The sequence below is a fragment of the Pseudomonas sp. JS3066 genome, from assembly GCF_036328175.1.
Classification (GTDB): Bacteria; Pseudomonadota; Gammaproteobacteria; order Pseudomonadales; family Pseudomonadaceae; genus Metapseudomonas.
This window is the reverse complement of the sequence record NZ_CP143312.1, coordinates 1,264,525-1,283,460: the sequence shown is the minus strand read 5'-3', so window position 1 is coordinate 1,283,460 and position 18,936 is coordinate 1,264,525. Positions and strand designations below refer to the sequence as shown.

Sequence of the window (18,936 nt, the reverse complement as noted above, 5' to 3'; positions counted from 1 at the left end):
CGATCCACCGGAGTGAAGCGATGAATACGAACGAAAAACCGAACCTCGACAAGCTCAGCCTGAAACCCATCGATCCATCGGAACCAACGCCGTCCGCAAGGGGCAAGGCGAAGTTCCAGATCGAAACGCGTCAAGGCGGTGATCGACGCAAGATGGGGGAGCGCCGCGAGTCCATCCGCTTCGAGGAGGACCGCCGGCAAACCAACAGACGCGGCAAGAGCAGCGACCCCTGGGACCAGAGCATCGACTTCTCATGAGTAGCGCAACTCGCTGATATCGATGGCGACCAGCAGCTGCTCTTCGATGGCCCGGTTGTTCGCATCGCGACGGTAGGCCCTTCGCTTGCCGGGCATGCGCAGCCCCTGGGCCTCGATGTAATCGTGGACGTACTGGGCGGCGGGTAATGCGCCACTCACGTCGACTTGATAGTCGTGGCGACGCAGCAGGAAGTCTTCACCGAAATAGAAGTCCTGTAGCGGGCAGTGGGTGGCGACGCCCCCAGGGAAGTGCACCCGCAAGCGCCGCCATTGCTCGCCGCCCTCATCCCAGGGCGCGACCTCTTCAACCTTCACCCCCGGAAGCGTGAAGAGAAATGGCATGGTCAGGTAATTCCACAGCGCATAGCCATTGAAGTAGGCGCGGTGAAGCGGGTCCCAGACTGTCGTTTCCCCGTGGTCCTGGAACGAAGCCCGAGGATCGAGACGCTCCGCCCGCAACTGCCCATCGGTGGTTTCAATCGCGATCCGGCTCGGCACATACGCCGTGCGCTGGTTCGGCGCACCGAACGGTATCACCGACGCTCTCTGCTCATGCAACCAGACGGTCATGCGGCGCGGCTCGCTGTCCTGGGTGAGCCCCTTCATGCCCCAGAGCAATCCACCGGTCACGATGCTGGTATCCACCCTGGTGAATTCGCGCCAGCGCTCCCGCCCGCCATGGGCCGTCAATACCCGCTCCAGCAATTCGCTGTCCTGCCCATTCATGACAATGGTCCTCTCAATACGGGGCCGATCCGCCGGTCCCATTGATGGAAAGCGAAGACCAGGGCCGGGCACTGCGCCAGGAGGTTTTGCCGGTTTGAGCTTCCAACCAAAAGGCGGGGAAATCACGGGCGGCTTTAGACGATCTGCATCGAAATTCGTACGTTCTGTACCCAAAGGACAAGCGCCGGCGGCAACACTATCTCCACACCCCACGCAGTCCGCGAGGGATCAGGAGGAGATGACTCATCAACGGCTCGAATGTGATCGGAAACTGATGGCCCCTGGCGTGAGGGGCACGGAACAACGACTCGGTTGTTCTCACGCAGGTTGCACGTTGAACCCTCGTCCCATGGCCACTCAATCAGATTCGCCGGGACGCCCTTAGCCAAGTTACGGGAAGCCAGATCAATGAAAACTCTCGATATCACCAGCCAAGCAAACCACACCCAAACGACCAATCTTTCGCTCGGGACCTCCATCACGGCGGTCGGCATCTACGGCATCTATTTCGCACTCGCCGTCATCTACTTCTGGTTCGGTGGCATGAAGTTCACGCAATACGAAGCAGAAGGACTGGTACCACTCGTGAGCAACAGCCCGCTACTGGGCTGGCTCTATGACGTGTTCAGCGTGCGAACCTTCTCCACCCTGCTCGGGTTCCTCGAAGTGTCCATCGGCTTGCTGATTGCGGGACGCTTGCTGTCGCCAAAGCTTTCGCTGGTGGGCGGCGCCCTCTCCGCCGGATTGTTCTGCACCACGCTGAGCTTCATGTTCTCGACCCCCGGTGTGATCGAGCCCAGCGTCGGCTTCCCCGGCATCAGCGTCGCGCCTGGCCAGTTCCTCCTCAAGGACATCGGACTGCTCGCTGCCTCCATCTTCGTCGCCGGCCACTCGCTCACCAGAATCGAATCCCGCTGAGCTTGCCGGAACCAAGGCCTGGAGCACCAAGGTGCCCAGGCCTTCGCTGTTTCCCCCTAAAACCGTGCCCCATTCACCTGCCTCCGAGCACTCTGCGCGAAGTGGATTGCCCAGGCGAAGGTGAGCTGCTAAAAGCGGAATCGTCATTCAGAAAGCCGATACCGCCATGAGCGAAAGTGAAAAATCGAATAGCCGCCTGTTCGACCTCGACCTGCTGAGGGCCATCGTCACGGTGGCCGACTGCGGCAGCTTCACCACCGCTGCCGCCCGTCTGCATTCGACCCAATCCACCATCAGCCAGAAGATTCGCCGCCTGGAAGAAATGGCCGGGCATCGCTTGCTGGAACGCGGCAACCGAGATGTGCTGCCCACCGATGCCGGGGAAACCCTGCTGGGTTATGCACGGCGCCTGCTGGCTCTCAACGACGAAATGGCCGAGGCGCTGTCCGGCGCCACGGTTGCACTGACGGTGCGCATCGGCGTGCCGGACGACTTCGCCACCGGGCGTACCACCGAGCAATTGGCCGCCTTCAACCGGCGCTACCCGCAGGTGAAGCTGGAGGTCACCAGCGGTCTCAGCCGTGATCTCAGCGCCAGCTACGACCGTGGTGAGCTGGACCTGGTGCTCCTCAAGCAGCGCCAGAACAGCCGCGAGGCGGTGGCCTGCTGGCCGGAGAAAACGCGCTGGGTGGACAGCGCCAACAACCCCTGCATCGACCTCGACCCGCTGCCGATCGTCACCTTCCCGCCGCGCGGGGTATACCGCGACGAGATGATCAGCGCCCTGGAATCCGTGGGCCGGCGCTGGCACATCAGCTTCACCAGCTCGAGCCTCTCCGGCATCCAGTCGGCCATCGCCGACGGCATGGGCATCGGCCTGCTGCCACTGCGCGCGGTGACGGCAGGCCATGCCGTAGTGCCGAAGAACACTGGGTTGCCATCGGTGGATGTGTTCGAAGTCGCCCTGCTCCATCGTCCTGCGGCGGACCCGATGGTGCAGGAGCTCGCCCGCGTGCTGACTCGGGTCCTGGCCCAGGACACTCGAGGCTGAGCGGCGGCCGAATTCACATTCGAAATATGAATACGGCGGATTCCAACATTTAATTTGTGCATGAACACGCCACTGGATATCGTGGTTTTCAGCGACGGTCGCACCCTCCCCGGAGCGCACCGATCTGCACGAATTGTCGCCTCGGCGCCATGCGCGCCAGGCAGCAAGACAACAATGAGGAAATGCCCCATGTCCAAATCCAGCTACTACGCGCCGCACGGCGGGCACCCGGCACAGACCGAGCTGCTTACCGATCGCGCGATGTTCACCGAAGCCTATGCCGTTATCCCCAAAGGCGTGATGCGTGACATCGTCACCAGCCACCTGCCCTTCTGGGACAACATGCGCATGTGGGTCATCGCCCGCCCGCTGTCCGGTTTCGCCGAAACCTTCTCCCAGTACATCGTCGAACTCGCCCCCAACGGCGGCAGCGACAAGCCTGAGCAGGACATCAACGCCGAAGCGGTGCTGTTCATCGTGGAAGGCGAGCTGAGCCTGACCCTGCAGGGCCAGGTCCACACCATGCAACCGGGCGGCTATGCCTTCATCCCGCCGGGTGCCGACTGGAAACTGCGCAACACTAGCGGCCAGCACACTCGCTTCCACTGGATTCGCAAGCACTACCAGAGAGTCGATGGCGTACCGCTGCCGGAAGCCTTCGTCACCAACGAGCAGGACATCGAGCCGAAGGTGATGCCGGATACCGAAGGCCGCTGGAGCACCACCCGCTTCGTCGACATGGCCGACATGCGCCATGACATGCACGTCAACATCGTCAATTTCGAGCCGGGCGGCGTGATCCCCTTCGCCGAAACCCACGTGATGGAACACGGCCTGTACGTGCTGGAAGGCAAGGCGGTGTATCGCCTGAACCAGGACTGGGTCGAAGTGGAAGCCGGCGACTTCATGTGGCTGCGCGCCTTCTGCCCGCAGGCCTGCTACTCCGGTGGCCCTGGTCGCTTCCGCTACCTGCTGTACAAGGATGTGAACCGCCACATGCGTCTGACCCTGAACCAGCCGCATTGATGATTCACCTCGACGGGAGCCCAAGGGCTCCCGTCGTCGTTTCTGCCTTCAATGAATTGCATAACTGCACTTTGTGTAGGAGCGAGCTTGCTCGCGAAAGGTCGGCTCAGAAGGTTCGCGGGCAAGCTCGCTCCTACAAGTTTCAAACCGCCTGAACGATCTGCTCCCGCAACCACTGGTGCGCCGGGTCGCGATGGGAGCGTTCGTGCCACAACATGGCCATCTCGTAGCCCGGTACTTCCAGGGGGGCCTCCACTACCTGCAGGGCGGTGCTGCCCCGCACCAGACGCTCGGGCAGCATGGCCACCAGGTCGGTGCTCTCCAGCACAGAGCGCAGGAAGAGAAAATGCGGCACCGACAGCACCACCCTCCGCTCCAGCCCATGCTCCGCCAAGGTCTCGTCGGTGATGCCATGGAAGCCGCCACCATCAGGCGAGACGATCACCTGCTCCAGGGCGCAGAACTGTTTCAACGTCGGTCGTCGCTTTAGCCCCGGATGGTCGATACGACCCGCCAGCACATAGCGTTCGGCAAACAGTGTGCGGCGTCGCAGGTTGTGCGGCGAGCCTTCGACCGTATGGAAGGCCAGGTCGATTTCCCCTTGCTCCGCCTGCCGAGCGATGCGCGTCGGCGCCATTTCCACCACGGCCAGCCGGGTACCCGGTGCCCGCGCCCGTAGCCCGGCTAGGGCCGGCAGCAAGATGGACGACTCACCGTAGTCGGTGGCCGCCACACGCCAGGTCTGCTGAGCCTCGGCCGGGTCGAAGGCAGTGGCCGGTGCCACCGCCCGTTCCAAGGACTCCAGCGCCTGCCGCAAGGGCTCGCGCAATTCCTCGGCGCGCGCCGTCGGGCGCATTCCACGTGGCCCGGGCAGCAGCAGCGGATCGTCGAAGACCTCACGCAGTTTGGCCAGATGCACGCTCACCGAAGGCTGGGAGAAGTTCAGCCGGTCCGCCGCGCGGGTCACGTTGTGCTCGGCCAGCAGCACGTCGAGGGTCACCAGCAGGTTGAGGTCCAGCCGCCTGAGATTATTCATTGCAATACCTGGAATACTGGATATTCATTTCCAATATACCTGGCGGAGCACCATCCTGCGCCCATCCCGCACTGGAGGTTTTCCCCATGAATGTCCTGATCGTATTCGCCCACCCTGAACCTCGCTCCCTCAACGGCGCCCTTCGGGATTTCGCCGTGCAACGCCTCGAAGCCGCTGGCCACCGGGTGCAGGTCAGCGACCTCTATGCAATGGGCTGGAAGGCCACGCTGGATGCCGATGATCACCTCGACTACCAGCCGGGCGTGCCGTTCTCCCCGTCCGGGGACTCCCGGCAGGCGTTCGCCAATGGCCGGCAGAGCGACGACATCGCCCGTGAGCAGGAAAAACTGCGCTGGGCCGATGCGCTGATCCTGCAGTTTCCGATGTGGTGGTTCACCATGCCGGCGATCCTCAAGGGCTGGGTCGAACGCGTCTACGCCTATGGTTTCGCCTACGGCGTGGGCGAGCACTCCGACAGCCGTTGGGGCAATCGCTATGGCGAGGGTAATCTGGCCGGCAAGCGCGCCATGCTGATCGTCACCACCGGCGGTTGGGACTCCCACTACAGTTCACGCGGGATCAACGGCCCCATTGATGACCTGCTGTTCCCCATCCAGCATGGAATCCTCCACTACCCTGGCTTTGATGTACTGCCGCCCTACCTGGTCTACCGCACCAGCCGCATGGACGAAGCCCGCTTCGCCGCCGTGCGCGAGGAACTGGGTGAGCGCCTGGACACGCTCTGGCAGACGACTCCCATCCCCTACCGCAAACAGAACGCCGGCGATTACGAAATACCCGCCCTCACCCTGCGCCCCGATCTCGCCCCGAGCCAGAGCGGTTTCGCAGCCCATCTCGGCCAGGACTGAATCGCCTCTGCAAGCCTGATGAAGGGGCGCTTGCTGCGCCTTGAACTGCCCCTGTCCATCCATCGAGGCCTCCGGTAAAAACACTCGGGTAGCGTGGAGCATCCCCGATGATGGACAGGAGCGAAACAACAACAATGAAAACCACGACATCGCTACGGGCCTTCCTACCGGCCCGTGCTGCATCCGGCCTTGCCCTCTTGCTCGTGGTCAGCCTGCTGGCGGGTTGTGCGCCCCTGCCGCCCCAATCCAACGTCACGCAAGCGGTGCCTCCGGCGGACTTCAGTATCCAGTTCAACGCAGACCCCGCCGTGTGGGGCGCGTACGCCTCACTCGTGGGGCATCGCTACACGCCTCAACAGCAGGACGTACCTGGCTACGAGCTTTCCTGGAGCACGCCTGGCCAGGAAATCCGCGAGACGGCGCGAAGCTCCGCCGGCGACGTGCTGTTCAGCCGCACCGTTCGCCGCGGCTCCCGCGCGGGACAATTGATCAGCAACCTGAACGGCGTCGAATGGGAGGGCACGCTCGAAGCCGATGGTTCCGTGCTGTTTCTCGGTGTCGCGCCCTACCGCATCCGTCAGTCCCCCGATGGCGCCTATGTGCATGAGATCGTCGAAGCGAGCGCAGAGGGCAAGGTGACGAAAGTCCTGTTCTCCACGCCCTATCCGCAGGAGAACGCCCCCACGCAGTCGACTGCCCAAACGACCCCGCCGGCACCTGCCGCGCAGCAGCCCACCGCTGAACACGCTGCCCCGCCCCCGACAGCGACCAGCACAGGGCAATCGACCCCCTCCGCAGATCAAGTTCATTCAGCCCTGACCGCCGCTACAACCGCCGTCAAATCCGCGCCTTCGGTATCGGCCGAAACCCAGGCCAGTTCAGCTGTTGCCGACAGCACGGACAGCGCAGCACAAGACGCCCAGGTGGCCGCCTTGATGGCCCAGCACACAGCCATGATCCAGGAGATGGGCATCGAGGAAGAAGTGAATGCCCAGGCCGCCGAGATACTGGCCCAGGTCGAGCGAGAGAACGCCGCCAGCCGACCGGCGCCCGCAAGCACCGACGACCCGGCGCTGGCCGCGACGCCTGCTGCCCCGGCTCAGGCCAATGGCCTGCTCACTAAAACGGTCAATGGTGTGGATTACAGCGTGAGCCCCAGTCTGCCGGCCCCCATCAAGGGCACCTACGAATACGAGGGCAACGGGGAGCCGGTTGTCGAGATTCATGACGGCGATATGGCGAGTGCGTTTCAGCCCCACGGCGATCCGAAAATCCCCATCACTGCATGGATAGCCAAGGCACCCGATGGCTCGGATCTCAAAGAGGAAGGCGTAAACGGTCGCTATCAGGTGATGCTGGTCATTCAGTATGGCGCCGGCGGCGGCGGCAACTATCCGCAGGACAGTTACTCGCTGCTACCGGTGGTGGTCGCCCCCGACCTGGGCAAGGCTTTCATTCTCGGCGAGCGCATCAAGAACAGCCTGAACTGATACCCGCCTCCGCACTCACTGCGCTCCGAACATCGTCGTCCAGTAGATGCCCGCGTCACTCTTCGGGTCCACCGCGTACGCGGCGCCGAGTTCGCGGAATTGCGGGTTCATGAGATTGGCGCAGTGGCCGGGGCTGGCCAGCCAGCCGTCTACCACCTTGCTGGAGGTGTCCAGGCCGGCGGCTATGTTCTCGCCGATCAGTTGGGCGGAGTAGCCGGCCAGCTCGGCGCGGTCGCCGGGGGTACGGCCATCGCGGTCCTTGTGGTCGAAGAAGTTCTGGTTGGCCATGGCGCGGGTATGTTCCAGCGCGGCACCGGCCAGGGTGGCATTCCACGTCAGCGGCGGTGCGGCGGCGAAGGATTGGGTGCCGCATTGGCGGGCCTGGTTGCGAGCGGTGTTGATCTGCGCCAGCAGCTTCTGCCCTTCAGCCTGCCAGTCGCCCAGCCCGCCGGCCAGCAATGGCCGCGCCAGCACGATGCGCCAGTCCTGACCCTCGCGGCTCACACCGACATCGACGAACTGCGGGTCCAGCACCACCTGGCAAAAGCTTTCCTTCAAGGCCTTCATGGCCGCCGAGGCGTCACGCGGGCCGGAGAGGTTGATGGCCTGCACGTTGACCAGGGGATAAGCCGTTCGCGACAGCGCTTGCTGGAGGTCGCCAATGCTGCCGGCCGGCAGGATCAGGCGCGGGTCAGCCTTGAGCGGGGGTAGCTCCATCGACGCCTGGCCGGCACAAGGCTGTACCTGGCCGCGATAGACATTGATGGAATCGACCAGTTGCGTCTCCTCACTCGCCACCGCGGTGCTGGCCAGCGCCAGTCCCAGCGACAGCACACCAAGGCGCAGAACGGATGACATGACCTCCATGGAAACCTCCCTCAAGCTGATTGCGCTCAATGATGCGCGATTCCGCCCCATCCTGTGCACTCTCCGTGGCAATTAGCGGCGCGCAGGTAAAAGAAAATCCGCCATGTGGTTACTCGTCCTGCAATGCCCTGAATAAGGGTTTGTTACTCGATGCCGCCCTCCAGTTCCCCCTTTTCAAGCAGCCGTGCGCCGGCTCCAGAGCATGAAGACTGGGCACACCGAGAATGGCGGAGCTGGGAAGATGAAATCAGGAGGTGGCATTCGACAGAAGCGCGAGCTTGCAGAGAGAGGGGACCGGCAGCTGGCCAGGATCCTGGTCGCCGCGACGGGCCCGCATCTTTCAATGGCATTCGATGCGGTTACGACCGCCCCGCTTGGCGCGATAGAGCGCCATGTCGCTGCGTGACAAGGTGGCCTCGGCGCTGACATCGGTGGGGTGGATAGTGGCAATACCAACGCTGACGGCCAGGGCCAGGCGCTCGTCGCCGTGAGGCAGCGGTGTGCGGTCCAGCTCCTGCTGGACACGTTGGGCGAAGATCATGGCTTCGCCTACGGAGGCATTGCTCAGCGCCACCGCGAACTCTTCGCCGCCCATACGCCCGGCGGCGTCAGTGCGACGCAACTGGGCACAGAGAATCGCCGAGAAGTGCCGCAGCGCGAGGTCTCCCACGGAATGGCCCCAACGATCATTGATTGACTTGAAGTGATCGAGGTCGAACATCAGGATTGCCGCGCAATAGCCGACCGAGCGCTGCACACGCGCCAGTTCGCTCTCGAGCTGCTGCATGAAATGTCGGCGATTGGAGAGCTGGGTCAGCGAATCGGTGGTAGCGAATACCTGCAGTTCGGCTTCGATCAGCTTTCGCTCGGTAATATCGGTGATAAATCCGTGCCAGAGCACGCTGCCGTCAGCCAGGGGCCTGGGCCGCGCATCACCCTGCCGCCAGGAGGCGCCACAGCCCGGGAGCTGAACCCGGTATTCCAGGTGCCACGGCTTGAGGTCCCGCGCGGAAGTCTCAAGCGATCCGAGGTAAAGCGCGAGGTCGTCCGGGTGGATGATCGCGTGCAGCGCGTCCGCGCTCTGCTCCAGTTGCTCCGGCGTCAGCCCGTAGATTTCGCGAACCCCGGCGCTGACATAGGAAAAGTACGAGTGCCCATCCAGCCGTCGCCGGTACTGGAAGACCATGCCCGGAATCTCGTTGGTCAGGTCTGTCATCAACGCAGCGGTCTGCTGCATCTTTTCGGACAGTGCCCGCATGACGGTAATGTCGGTGGTCGTGCCTACCATGCGCAGCGGTTTGCCGAACTCATCGCGCTCAACCACCTTGCCGCGACTGCACACCCACTTGTAGCTTCCGTCCCGGCAACGCAGCCGGTGTTCCACTTCGTAGGCTTCGGTACGTCGCTCGAAGTGGGCCTGAATGGTTGCCTGCACGTAAGCCAGATCGTCCGGGTGGACGCGGGTGTAGCTCTCCTCGATGCGATTGCCGACCTCGTGGTCCGCGTACCCCAGCAAGGCTTTCCAGCCGGTGGAGTAGTGGATTTCGCCGGTCACCGCATTGCGATCCCAGATTCCGGTTCCACTTCCGGCGATGGCTGGCGCCAGGCGCCGCTCGCTTTCCTGCAGACGTTCCAGCTCCCGTCGATCCGACTCCTCACGTACCAGCACCCCAGCTGCAAGTTCAGCGAGATCGCGCAGCCCCTGGTGCTGCTCGACATCCAGATCTCGGGGCTGGTCGTGCAACAGGTAGAGCACGCCGAACAGGGCGCCATCCGCCCCCGGCAAAGAGCAGGCAGCGAGAAAGCGCAGGCCGGGCAAGACTTTCACCAGGTCGTGATTGCGCAAGTGCTCGTCCCTGTGGATATCAGGCACCACGAGCAGCGCATCGGTTTGGGTGACGTGAAAAAGAGGCAGGTGGCCATCCGGCAATGGGTCGACCAGTGTCCAGCCGTCACAGGCGCAAACCTGCTGGCGGTCCCTGTTGCCAGTGGTCAGGAGGGCGGCCCTGACGCCGAAATGTCGCCTGGCCATGCGGACCAGGCCGTCGAATCGCTCATCTCTGGCGCCTTCCGGCGCGTTGGAACTGCTGGGCAACTGCATTCGGACTCCGCCTCGCAGGGGCTGCTACACCGCCTGGCGCCTATTGGCCTGGTGATATGCAATCTAACCATAATGGCCAATTGGTGCCAGATTCTCCGCACGGTCGGGCGGGCTGACGAGTTGGCTGGCAGCCTCCCCCGTCGCCCCAGTAGAATCGCCACCCGTTTCCCCCAACGAACCAGCGAGAGAGCCGCCATGGGCGCCCAGTGGAAAGCCAAACCCAAAGAAGCCGCCGCCAACGCCCGAGGAAAGATCTTCGGCAAACTGGTGAAAGAGATCATGATCGCCGCGCGTAACGGCGCCGATCCGGACATGAACCCCAAGCTGCGTCTCGCCGTGCACCAGGCCAAGAAGGCCTCCATGCCGAAAGACACCCTGGAGCGCGCCATCAAGAAAGGCGCTGGCCTTTCCGGTGAAGTGGTCAACTACGAGCGTACCCTCTACGAAGGTTTCGCCCCGCACCGCGTGCCAGTAATCGTCGAGTGCCTGACCGATAACGTGAACCGTACCGTCGCCGAAGTGCGGGTGCTGTTCCGCAAGGGCCAACTGGGCACCTCCGGCTCGGTTGCCTGGGACTTCGACCACCTGGGCATGATCGAGGCAGAACCTGCCAGCGCCGATGCCGACGTGGAAGTGGCCGCCATCGAGGCCGGTGCCCAGGACTTCGAAGCCGCCGATGAAGGCGCCACCCTGTTCTACACCGACCCGACTGACCTGGACGCCGTGTGCAAGGCGCTGCCGGAATTCGGCTTCACCGTGCAGTCGGCCAACCTGGGCTACAAGGCGAAGAACCCGGTGAGCCTGTCCGGTGCCGAGCTGGAAGAAGTGGAAGCCTTCCTCGACGCGCTGGACAACCACGACGACGTGCAGAACGTCTATGTCGGCCTGCAAGCCAACTGATCCGGCAAGCCGCCGGCAGTTCCACGAGGAGCATGCCGGGCAGGCCCGTGACGAAGCGCTGCGTCTATTGGCGCAGCGCGACGCCATGGGCCCGCGCTGGCTCGCCTGGGTAGCCACAGAGCTGTACCACCTCAAGCCGTCGGCCTTCGCCAATATGGTGCGTCGTGAGCTGGAACGCCTGAATACGGCGGACCTCCAGTTCGGCCAGGCATCGAAAGAGCTGCATTGAGCGCATCGGCGCCCAACGAATCCGACGTTGGGCCGCGCTCCGCTTGGCGCCAGCCTACGATTGGGTTTGAACCGCCCGGCGCAGGCTGAAGTTCCAGCCCTGCTGCATCCCCAACGCCGCAACGAGAATCGCCGCCACGCCCACCCACTGCAACAGTTCGAGGTGTCGGCCGAAGGCGAACCAGTCGACGAAGATCGCCGCGATCGGATAGATGAACGACAGTGCGCCGGTCAGGGCCGTCGGCAGTTTCTGTATGGCGCCGTAGAGCAGCACATACATCACGCCGGTGTGGATCACGCCGAGTGTCAGCAGGATGGACCAGGAATCAGTGCCCTGCGGCAGGCTGGACAGATTCGCCACGGGCGCCAGCAACAGCACCCCGGTGGTGACCTGAATCAGCGCGATCAGGTGCGGTGGCACCCCGCTCAGCCGCTTGATGATCAGCGCCGCAATCGCATAGAGCAACGCCGCGCCCAGGGCCAGGGCAATGCCCGCCAGGTAATCACCGCCACTTTCGCCCTGCCCGCCGTGGGCGCTGACGATGGCCAGCATTCCCAAGAACGACACGGCAAGCCAAGCCAGCTTCTGCACGGTGATCTTCTCACCGAGGAACAGTGCTGCCAGCCCGACCAGCATGAACGGCTGGACGTTGTAGATCGCCGTGCCGATGGAGATAGACGCTCGCGAGTAGGAGGCGAAGAGCAATACCCAGTTGCCGACGATGGCCACGCCGCTGAGTACCGCAAGGAGGAAGGTGGCTCGGGTAAGGATGCCGGGGCGCAGGAAGCCCATCGCCGCGCAGATGACCAGCAAGGTCAATGCACCGAACAGGCAGCGCCAGAACACCACATCCAGCACCGGCTGCCCCGAGAGCATCACCAACCAGCCAATGGTGCCGGAGATGAGCATGGCGGCGACCATTTCCAACGAACCGCGATGTATTGATTTGTCCATGATGGGCTCCTCTGTGTGGCGCACAGTATGACGAGCCACAACGGGCAGATTCTATGCGATAGAAAAGGCTAATTTCGCCATCTACCTTTACTATCAAGGCACTTTTATCCGTTCACCTAACGAGGCCGCCATGACCGACGACATCGACCAGTTGCTGATCTCCGCCTTGATGGAAGACTCGCGCCGTTCCCTCAAGGCCCTGGCGCAGATCAGCGGCCTTTCCTCCCCCAGCGTCGCGGAGCGACTGCGCAAGCTGGAAGAACGCGGTGTGCTCACGGGTTACACGGTGGAGGTGGACCCGAAGGCCTTTGGCTACCAGCTCCAAGCCATCGTGCGAATCCGTCCCCTGCCCGGCCAGTTGCAGGTGGTGGAACGCAAGATCCAGGACATTCCGGAGTTCACCGAGTGCGACAAGGTGACCGGCGACGACTGCTTCATCGCACGGCTGTGCGTGCGCTCCATGGAACAGCTCGACACGCTGCTGGACCGCATCAACGTCTATGCCGAAACCAGCACCGCCATCGTCAAGAAAACCCCGGTGAAGCGACGGCTGCCGCCGATGGCGTGAAACACCGCGCAGCAGGTTTTGCCGCGCGGCGCTCCATTGAGGAACGCTGCCCGGCAAGTCGGTGCCCGGCGCCAACTGGCCAGAGCGGCGTAGCGCGTTACTCGCTCTTCCGCACCCCCAGCTTTTCCACCAACGCCTTGGCCAGCGCATGGTCGGAGAACGGGTTCTGGCCGGTGATCAACTCGCGATCCACCACCACGTTGGGACTCCAGGCCGTGGCGTAGGCCATGTCGCCGCCAGCACCTGCCATCGCCTTGGCCGGGTAGAAGAGGATGCGGTCGCCGTTGAGGGAGCTTTCGAATACCTGCTCTTCCGGGTCGGCGAAGATCGTCATGCGGTAGCCCTGGTAGAGCCAGTTGCTCGCCGCCGGCTTCTCGCCACGGGCGAGGGCCGCCTGGTAGCTGGCGGGATCGTCCTGGGCCGAGAGCAACGCAATGGGCCCGTGGCAAATGGCAGCGGTGGGCTTGCCGGCCTGGTGGAAGTGACGCAATAGCGCTCCCACTTCGGGGTTGTTGGCCAGGTCGATCAGCGGCGCGTGGCCACCGGGAATCAGCAACCCGGCATAGCGGTCCAGGTCTCCGGCGAGTACTTCTTGCAGCGACAGGCTGTCGTTCATGCCTGGCAGGCCTTCGACCACATTCTGGATGCGCTTCATTTCCGCTGCGTCTCCGCCGAAGTACTGCGGATCGATGGAGCGTTTATCCACGCTCGGTGCGTTGCCCCTGGGGGTCACCAGTACCAGCGCGTAGCCCGCCTTGAGCAAGTGGTCCGCGGGTACGCCGAACTCGTTGAGGTAGAAGCCGGTGGGGTACTGCTTACCGTCCTTGAGTGGCAACTGGTTCTCGCTGGAAAGCAGCACCAGCACCTCGCCCTTGGGCGCCGCATTGGCCGTGCCGGCCAGCATCGCGCCGGCAAGGGCCAGCGCCAGGGTGGAAACCTTGGTCATGTTGAATCTCCTGATCAGTTGAACGGTGCCAAGTCCAGCGGACGGGCGAGGCGTACCTGGGTGGGCGCGGCCAGCCAGTCGGCAGTGGCGGCGCGATACGCCTGGTAATGGGCGCTCTGGCGATGGGCTTCGACGGCAGCCTCATCGGCGTATAGCTCGAAGAGGTCGAAAGCCAGCACCTCGCCCTCGTGGATGAACAGGTCGTAACGCAGGTTGCCGGGCTCAGCCCGGGAGCGCTCGACCATCACTCGCAGGGCCCGCTCCACCGCGTCGCGGTGCTCGGGTCTGGGGCTGATGGTGGCGAAGATGCTGATGGTCATGGGGTCTCCTGGATATCAGCGCGTCAGTGGCCGCCATCCTAGGCAAGGCACTAAGATTCGATAATTCGAAAGCTTCTATTTCTGGCATCCAAAAAATGAATATCACCAAGAAGGACCTGAACCTGCTGCTGGTCTTCCACGTGCTCTACCAGGAACGCAATGCGTCGCTGGCGGCCGAGCGCATGGCCCTCAGCCAACCGGCCTTGAGTCACAAGCTGAACAAGCTGCGCCACCAGTTCGGCGACCCGCTTTTCGTCCGCGCCCCCCGCGGTCTCACGCCCACGCCCCGCGCCCATGAGCTGGCGCCCCAGGTGCAGCGCCTGGTGGGCGAGCTGGAAGCCTTCTACGAGCTCTGCGACGGACAGGACTTCCTCGGCCGCGCCGAGCGCCTCCATCTCTACAGCACGGACTATGTGGAACAGACGCTGCTGCCGAAGCTTCTGCCGAAGCTGCGCAGCCAGGCGCCGAACCTGGTTCTGGTCACCCACAACACCCGTGGCCAGCTCCCTCGCGACGAGCTGGAGAAAGGCACCTGCGACCTGGCGATTGCCGGCTTCTACACCGACCTCCCAGGCACCTTTCACCAGCAGCGCCTGCTGAGCGAGGACTTCGTGGTCCTGGCCTCCCAAGGCAACGCGCGCCTGGCCAACGGTCTGGACCTGGACGCGTTCCTCGCCTGCGAGCACCTTCTCACTACCCTTACCGGTGACCTCGATGGCCTGGTGGATCGGGCCCTGCAGGCCAGGGGACTGAGCCGCCGGGTCGCCGCCGGGCTGTCCAGCTTCATCGCACCGACCCGGCTGATTCGCGGCACCGACCTGCTGCTCACCTGCCTGCGCTCACTGGCCGAAGAAGCCGTGGATCGCGACCCCGACCTGCGCATGCACCCGCTGCCGTTGACGCTGCCACGGGTGGAGGTTATGCAGATCTGGCATGAACGGACCGACGCCGACCGGCTGCGCCGCTGGTTCCGCAAACAGGTCCAGCAGGTGGCCGATTCCATCGCGCGCTAGCCCTCGGGTGGCTTCGCGCCAGACCCGGCTCTGGAGTATCGTCGCCAGATATTGATCACAGAAGGCAGGTGGGCGATGGCAGCCCTGGATGACAACCCGGCTCCGCAGGACGCGACCGGTAACAAGAACGACGGTTCCGCTCCCATTGCGCGCAAGGCCGGCACCCGTGGCGATGCCGCCGTGATCGCCACCTTGCTGCCCTACCTCAAGCCCTACACCGGCCGCATCGCCCTGGCGCTGGGGCTGATTTTCGCCGCCAAACTGATCAACCTCTACGTGCCGATCGCCCTCAAGCAGATCGTCGATGGGCTCAATGTCGAGCCCAGCCTCCTGGTGCTGCCGGTTGCCCTGTTGCTGGCCTATGGCGCCTCGCGCATCGGCGTCACCCTGTTCACCGAACTGCGCCAGGTGGTATTCGCCCGGGTCATGGCGCGGGCCTCGCGGCAGATCACCCTCAAGGTGTTCCAGCACCTCCACGGGCTGAGCCTGAAGTTCCACCTGGGCCGGCGCACCGGCGGCGTCGCCCGTGACGTCGAGCGTGGCGGGAGTGCCATCTCCGACCTGCTGGACTGGACGCTGTACACCATTGTCCCGACCCTGCTCGAAGTGCTGCTGGTCACTGCAGTGCTGGTCTGGGCGTACGACTGGGGCTTCGCCTTCATCACCCTCGCCACCCTGGTTGCCTATGGCATCTGGACGTTCGCCATCACCGAATGGCGCACCCGCTACTACCGCGCAGCGGTGGAGGCGGACACCCGCGCCAATGAGCGCGCGGTGGATTCGCTGCTCAACTACGAGACGGTGAAGTACTTCAACAACGAAGCCCACGAGTCGACACACTACGACGAGAACCTGCGCCACCTGGAGAACGCCAAGGTCAAGGCCACCAAGTCCCTGGCGCTGCTCAACCTGGGCCAGACCTCCATCGTCGCCATGGGTGTCACGGCCATGATGTGGCGTGCCGCCGCGGGCGTCGTGGCCGGCGAACTCACCATCGGCGACCTGGTGCTGGTGAACACCTACCTGCTGCAGCTGTCCGCCCCGTTGTTCATGCTCGGCATGATGTACCGCGAGGTGAAGCAGGCGCTGACCAACATGGAGCGGCTGTTCGGTCTGCTGGACGAGCGCCAGGACGTGCAGGACGCGCCGGGCGCCACCCCGCTGCAAACCACCCGGCCACGGGTGCGCTTCGAGAACGTGCACTTCGGCTATGACCCGCGCCGGGAGATACTCCACGGCGTGGACTTCGAGATTCCCCCCGGCGGCACCGTGGCAGTGGTCGGCCATTCAGGGTCTGGCAAGTCCACCCTCGCCCGGCTGCTCTACCGCTTCTACGACATCGATGCCGGGCACATCCGCATCGACGGCCACGACCTGCGCGAACTGACCCAGGGCTCGGTGCGCAGCGCCATCGGCATCGTTCCCCAGGACACCGTGCTGTTCAACGACAGCATCTACTACAACATCAGCTACGGCCGCCCCGGCGCCAGCCGCGAGGAGGTGGAGGCCGCCGCCCGCGCCGCGCATATCCACGACTTCATCCTGCGCCTGCCCGATGGCTACGAGACCCCCGTGGGTGAGCGCGGCCTCAAGCTCTCCGGCGGCGAAAAGCAACGTGTGGCCATCGCCCGCGCCCTGCTGAAGAACCCCGCCATCCTGATCTTCGACGAGGCCACCTCGGCACTGGACTCCAAGTCGGAAAAGGCCATCCAGACCGCCCTGGACCGCATCCAGGTCGGCCGCACCACGCTGGTCATCGCCCACCGTCTGTCCACGGTGATGGATGCCGACCAGATTCTCGTGATCGACGCCGGCCGCGTGCTAGAAAAAGGCACTCACCGCGAGCTGCTGGAAGCCGGCGGCACCTATGCGCAGATGTGGATGTTGCAGCAGCAGGAGCCGGAGGTGAGCCCCACCCCATAGAGGCAGCATTTGTAGGAGCGAGCTTGCTGAGTCTGCTCTTTCGCGAGCAAGCTCGCTCCTACCTGAAGCAATGCGCCCTATTCCTCGCTTTCCAGCACATCCCCCGCCCAGCTCAGGGCCGCGACCACGGTAGGAAAACCGATGGTGCTGGTCAGCGCGAGCAAGGCATGGTGGATATGCGCCGGACTGGCGCCGGCCTCCAGGGCCCGCCGGGTATGGCTGTGGACAGCCCCTTCGGAATGGATCGCCGCTGCTGCGGCGAGCTGGATCAGTTGCAGGCTGAGTTCATCCAGGGGGCCGGCCTGGCGCACCACAGCGCCGAGGGTTTCCACCGCCTGGAAATACGCCGGGTGTTGTTTCTTCAGGCGCTTGTAGGTTTCAAGACCGTGTTTGCGTTCCATGGGAATACCTCGCGTGGGCATGCCCTTTCAGCTTAGGCAAGCCTGCCTCGACTAAGGTGAATGAACCCGCCCCGCGGCAGAGAGGACATCCACTGTGTTCAAGAGCCCCATCGCCGATCGCGTTCCGACATCAGCATGCCGCGCAGCCTGATCGGCGTCGTCCTGCTCGCCATTGCGCTCTATCTGGGAGCCGGCACGCTGCTGTTCGCATTCCAGCGTTCGCTGCTGTATTTCCCGCAACCCCGTGCCATTGGCGGTCCGGACCGGCTCCTGATGCTGCCTGTAACGGACCAGCAGATCGCCGTCACGGTGCGTCCGCTCGCCAGCTCCAAGGCGCTGATCTACTTCGGCGGCAATGCCGAGGACGTGTCCCGCAGCCTGCCGGACTTCGCCGAAGCCTTTCCCGATCACGCGCTCTACCTGCTGCATTACCGGGGGTTCGGCGACAGCACCGGACGGCCCACGGAAGCCGCCATCCTGCACGATGCCCTGGAGCTGTTCGACAAGGTCAGCGCCTTGCACAGCGAAGTGGCCGTGGTCGGCCGCAGCCTGGGCAGCGGCGTGGCCATTCACCTCGCCAGCCAGCGCCGGGTCGCGCGGCTGGTACTGGTCACGCCCTACAACAGCATCCTGGAGCTGGCCCAGCGGCAGTTCCCGGTCTTCCCGGTGCGCTGGATGCTTCAGGACAAGTACGAGTCCTGGCGCTACGTCCCCGCCATCGCCGTGCCCACCCTGCTGATCGTCGCGGAGCGCGACGAAGTCATCCCGCGCTGGAGCAGCGAAAAACTCTTCGCCCAGTTCCGCTCGGGCGTCGCGCGGAGGGAAGTGATCGTTGGGGCCGGCCACAACGACATTGGCGGCCGGCCGGAGTACCTGAGTTTGATTCGCAGCGGAATCTAGGCCTTGGCGGACGACGGACTGAGCATCTTGATTTCGCGGATATCGAAGTCCCGCTCAAGGTAGTCCATGCGGTTTTCGTGGAAGCTCTGCATGTGCGGTAACGCGCAATGAAAGTCGAAGGCGGCGCGGCTCTGCCAGACCTCGAAGAAGATGAACAGGCTCGGGTCCTGGGCATCACGCAGCATGTGGTACTCGACGCAGCCCTCCTCCGCCCGGCTGGGTTCGACATAAGCGCGGAATAGCGATTCGAACTCGTCGGCTTTCTCGGGACGTGTATGGGCATGCAGGATAAAAGCGTGGGGTTGGCTCATGGCATCGGCCTCGCGGGTGACGTAATTTTTATCAACCCTACCGCAAAGCACACCCATCAATTCATGACTTTACCGCAAGTATCAATTGCGCCCCGGGCGGTGTTTCCGCAAGGGTGCGACCGGTAGTCTG

The 18,936-nt window shown here is 63.8% G+C and carries 21 protein-coding genes; 12 read left to right on the top strand and 9 right to left on the bottom strand.

Annotated features, from left to right (window positions below; translation table 11 throughout):
- Window positions 1-20 precede the first annotated feature (20 nt).
- Window positions 21-257, top strand: a complete 237-nt coding sequence (locus SA496_RS06105; protein WP_153917842.1) for a hypothetical protein — start codon at window positions 21-23, stop codon at window positions 255-257.
- Here SA496_RS06105 and SA496_RS06100 read toward each other — a convergent pair.
- Window positions 252-983: a hypothetical protein gene (locus tag SA496_RS06100; RefSeq protein WP_153917840.1), complete on the bottom strand. Its 732-nt coding sequence runs from the start codon at window positions 981-983 to the stop codon at window positions 252-254. The two genes, SA496_RS06105 and SA496_RS06100, sit on opposite strands and share 6 nt — an antisense overlap.
- Before the next feature lie 408 nt (window positions 984-1,391).
- Here SA496_RS06100 and SA496_RS06095 point away from each other — a divergent pair, with 408 nt between their 5' ends.
- From SA496_RS06095 to SA496_RS06085, 3 genes are all read left to right on the top strand, one after another.
- A complete protein-coding gene (locus SA496_RS06095; RefSeq protein WP_330115174.1) occupies window positions 1,392-1,901 on the top strand; it encodes a YkgB family protein in 510 nt (169 codons plus the stop codon).
- Between the two features lie 166 nt (window positions 1,902-2,067).
- Window positions 2,068-2,952 carry a LysR family transcriptional regulator gene (locus tag SA496_RS06090; protein ID WP_120652081.1) on the top strand — a complete coding sequence of 295 codons (885 nt, stop codon included), beginning with the start codon at window positions 2,068-2,070 and terminating at the stop codon, window positions 2,950-2,952.
- A gap of 189 nt (window positions 2,953-3,141) precedes the next feature.
- A complete protein-coding gene (locus tag SA496_RS06085; RefSeq protein ID WP_120652085.1) occupies window positions 3,142-3,978 on the top strand; it encodes a bifunctional allantoicase/(S)-ureidoglycine aminohydrolase in 837 nt (278 codons plus the stop codon).
- A 142-nt stretch (window positions 3,979-4,120) separates the two neighbouring features.
- Here SA496_RS06085 and SA496_RS06080 read toward each other — a convergent pair whose 3' ends face one another.
- On the bottom strand, window positions 4,121-5,014 hold the full coding sequence (locus tag SA496_RS06080) for a LysR family transcriptional regulator (protein WP_330115173.1): 894 nt from the start codon (window positions 5,012-5,014) through the stop codon (window positions 4,121-4,123).
- A gap of 86 nt (window positions 5,015-5,100) precedes the next feature.
- Between SA496_RS06080 and SA496_RS06075 the strand changes: the two genes are divergently transcribed.
- Entirely contained in the window at window positions 5,101-5,883 is a 783-nt protein-coding gene (locus SA496_RS06075; RefSeq protein WP_153917838.1) for an NAD(P)H-dependent oxidoreductase, read from the top strand.
- A gap of 107 nt (window positions 5,884-5,990) precedes the next feature.
- Entirely contained in the window at window positions 5,991-7,373 is a 1,383-nt protein-coding gene (locus SA496_RS06070) for a hypothetical protein (RefSeq protein ID WP_330115172.1), read from the top strand.
- A gap of 15 nt (window positions 7,374-7,388) precedes the next feature.
- Here the strand turns inward: SA496_RS06070 and SA496_RS06065 are convergent, their stop codons facing one another.
- Complete coding sequence (locus tag SA496_RS06065; protein WP_120652092.1) at window positions 7,389-8,240, bottom strand: CAP domain-containing protein; 852 nt, start codon at window positions 8,238-8,240, stop codon at window positions 7,389-7,391.
- A gap of 340 nt (window positions 8,241-8,580) precedes the next feature.
- The gene (locus SA496_RS06060; RefSeq protein ID WP_330115171.1) at window positions 8,581-10,341 is read right to left on the bottom strand and encodes a sensor domain-containing diguanylate cyclase; all 1,761 of its coding nucleotides are present in this window, start codon (window positions 10,339-10,341) and stop codon (window positions 8,581-8,583) included.
- Between the two features lie 195 nt (window positions 10,342-10,536).
- Between SA496_RS06060 and SA496_RS06055 the strand changes: the two genes are divergently transcribed.
- Window positions 10,537-11,241, top strand: a complete 705-nt coding sequence (locus SA496_RS06055) for a YebC/PmpR family DNA-binding transcriptional regulator (protein WP_120652095.1) — start codon at window positions 10,537-10,539, stop codon at window positions 11,239-11,241.
- Entirely contained in the window at window positions 11,219-11,470 is a 252-nt protein-coding gene (locus SA496_RS06050) for a hypothetical protein (protein ID WP_120652097.1), read from the top strand. Before SA496_RS06055 ends, SA496_RS06050 begins: the two co-directional genes overlap by 23 nt.
- A gap of 54 nt (window positions 11,471-11,524) precedes the next feature.
- Here SA496_RS06050 and SA496_RS06045 read toward each other — a convergent pair whose 3' ends face one another.
- Window positions 11,525-12,424: a DMT family transporter gene (locus tag SA496_RS06045; RefSeq protein WP_330115170.1), complete on the bottom strand. Its 900-nt coding sequence runs from the start codon at window positions 12,422-12,424 to the stop codon at window positions 11,525-11,527.
- 130 nt (window positions 12,425-12,554) lie between these two features.
- On the opposite strand from SA496_RS06045, the gene SA496_RS06040 reads away from it, so the two are divergent.
- Window positions 12,555-12,992, top strand: coding sequence for an Lrp/AsnC family transcriptional regulator (locus SA496_RS06040; protein WP_028630156.1), 438 nt, complete (start codon window positions 12,555-12,557; stop codon window positions 12,990-12,992).
- 97 nt (window positions 12,993-13,089) lie between these two features.
- On the opposite strand, the gene SA496_RS06035 is transcribed toward SA496_RS06040, so the two are convergent.
- On the bottom strand, window positions 13,090-13,938 hold the full coding sequence (locus SA496_RS06035; RefSeq protein WP_120652101.1) for a type 1 glutamine amidotransferase domain-containing protein: 849 nt from the start codon (window positions 13,936-13,938) through the stop codon (window positions 13,090-13,092).
- A gap of 14 nt (window positions 13,939-13,952) precedes the next feature.
- Window positions 13,953-14,258, bottom strand: coding sequence for a putative quinol monooxygenase (locus SA496_RS06030; protein ID WP_120652103.1), 306 nt, complete (start codon window positions 14,256-14,258; stop codon window positions 13,953-13,955).
- Window positions 14,259-14,353: 95 nt separating this feature from the next.
- On the opposite strand from SA496_RS06030, the gene SA496_RS06025 reads away from it, so the two are divergent.
- Window positions 14,354-15,271, top strand: coding sequence for a LysR substrate-binding domain-containing protein (locus SA496_RS06025; RefSeq protein ID WP_120652106.1), 918 nt, complete (start codon window positions 14,354-14,356; stop codon window positions 15,269-15,271).
- Between the two features lie 75 nt (window positions 15,272-15,346).
- On the top strand, window positions 15,347-17,194 hold the full coding sequence (locus SA496_RS06020; RefSeq protein ID WP_330115169.1) for an ABCB family ABC transporter ATP-binding protein/permease: 1,848 nt from the start codon (window positions 15,347-15,349) through the stop codon (window positions 17,192-17,194).
- Between the two features lie 77 nt (window positions 17,195-17,271).
- Here SA496_RS06020 and SA496_RS06015 read toward each other — a convergent pair whose 3' ends face one another.
- Window positions 17,272-17,595, bottom strand: a complete 324-nt coding sequence (locus tag SA496_RS06015) for a carboxymuconolactone decarboxylase family protein (protein ID WP_120652110.1) — start codon at window positions 17,593-17,595, stop codon at window positions 17,272-17,274.
- 135 nt (window positions 17,596-17,730) lie between these two features.
- Between SA496_RS06015 and SA496_RS06010 the strand changes: the two genes are divergently transcribed.
- Complete coding sequence (locus SA496_RS06010) at window positions 17,731-18,495, top strand: alpha/beta hydrolase (protein WP_330115168.1); 765 nt, start codon at window positions 17,731-17,733, stop codon at window positions 18,493-18,495.
- Here SA496_RS06010 and SA496_RS06005 read toward each other — a convergent pair.
- Window positions 18,492-18,806 carry a putative quinol monooxygenase gene (locus tag SA496_RS06005; protein WP_330115167.1) on the bottom strand — a complete coding sequence of 105 codons (315 nt, stop codon included), beginning with the start codon at window positions 18,804-18,806 and terminating at the stop codon, window positions 18,492-18,494. The two genes, SA496_RS06010 and SA496_RS06005, sit on opposite strands and share 4 nt — an antisense overlap.
- Window positions 18,807-18,936 lie beyond the last annotated feature (130 nt).

Excerpts from the sequence above, each read along its gene's own strand:
- SA496_RS06015 (WP_120652110.1), bottom strand. The coding sequence starts at position 17,595 with ATGGAACGCAAACACGGTCTTGAAACCTACAAGCGCCTGAAGAAACAA.
- SA496_RS06060 (WP_330115171.1), bottom strand. The coding sequence starts at position 10,341 with ATGCAGTTGCCCAGCAGTTCCAACGCGCCGGAAGGCGCCAGAGATGAG.
- SA496_RS06085 (WP_120652085.1), top strand. The coding sequence starts at position 3,142 with ATGTCCAAATCCAGCTACTACGCGCCGCACGGCGGGCACCCGGCACAG.
- SA496_RS06090 (WP_120652081.1), top strand. The coding sequence starts at position 2,068 with ATGAGCGAAAGTGAAAAATCGAATAGCCGCCTGTTCGACCTCGACCTG.
- SA496_RS06095 (WP_330115174.1), top strand. The coding sequence starts at position 1,392 with ATGAAAACTCTCGATATCACCAGCCAAGCAAACCACACCCAAACGACC.
- SA496_RS06045 (WP_330115170.1), bottom strand. The coding sequence starts at position 12,424 with ATGGACAAATCAATACATCGCGGTTCGTTGGAAATGGTCGCCGCCATG.
- SA496_RS06025 (WP_120652106.1), top strand. The coding sequence starts at position 14,354 with ATGAATATCACCAAGAAGGACCTGAACCTGCTGCTGGTCTTCCACGTG.
- SA496_RS06050 (WP_120652097.1), top strand. The coding sequence starts at position 11,219 with ATGTCGGCCTGCAAGCCAACTGATCCGGCAAGCCGCCGGCAGTTCCAC.
- SA496_RS06100 (WP_153917840.1), bottom strand. The coding sequence starts at position 983 with ATGAATGGGCAGGACAGCGAATTGCTGGAGCGGGTATTGACGGCCCAT.
- SA496_RS06070 (WP_330115172.1), top strand. The coding sequence starts at position 5,991 with ATGATGGACAGGAGCGAAACAACAACAATGAAAACCACGACATCGCTA.
- SA496_RS06005 (WP_330115167.1), bottom strand. The coding sequence starts at position 18,806 with ATGAGCCAACCCCACGCTTTTATCCTGCATGCCCATACACGTCCCGAG.
- SA496_RS06040 (WP_028630156.1), top strand. The coding sequence starts at position 12,555 with ATGACCGACGACATCGACCAGTTGCTGATCTCCGCCTTGATGGAAGAC.
- SA496_RS06080 (WP_330115173.1), bottom strand. The coding sequence starts at position 5,014 with ATGAATAATCTCAGGCGGCTGGACCTCAACCTGCTGGTGACCCTCGAC.
- SA496_RS06055 (WP_120652095.1), top strand. The coding sequence starts at position 10,537 with ATGGGCGCCCAGTGGAAAGCCAAACCCAAAGAAGCCGCCGCCAACGCC.
- SA496_RS06010 (WP_330115168.1), top strand. The coding sequence starts at position 17,731 with ATGCCGCGCAGCCTGATCGGCGTCGTCCTGCTCGCCATTGCGCTCTAT.
- SA496_RS06030 (WP_120652103.1), bottom strand. The coding sequence starts at position 14,258 with ATGACCATCAGCATCTTCGCCACCATCAGCCCCAGACCCGAGCACCGC.
- SA496_RS06075 (WP_153917838.1), top strand. The coding sequence starts at position 5,101 with ATGAATGTCCTGATCGTATTCGCCCACCCTGAACCTCGCTCCCTCAAC.
- SA496_RS06035 (WP_120652101.1), bottom strand. The coding sequence starts at position 13,938 with ATGACCAAGGTTTCCACCCTGGCGCTGGCCCTTGCCGGCGCGATGCTG.
- SA496_RS06065 (WP_120652092.1), bottom strand. The coding sequence starts at position 8,240 with ATGGAGGTCATGTCATCCGTTCTGCGCCTTGGTGTGCTGTCGCTGGGA.
- SA496_RS06020 (WP_330115169.1), top strand. The coding sequence starts at position 15,347 with ATGGCAGCCCTGGATGACAACCCGGCTCCGCAGGACGCGACCGGTAAC.
- SA496_RS06105 (WP_153917842.1), top strand. The coding sequence starts at position 21 with ATGAATACGAACGAAAAACCGAACCTCGACAAGCTCAGCCTGAAACCC.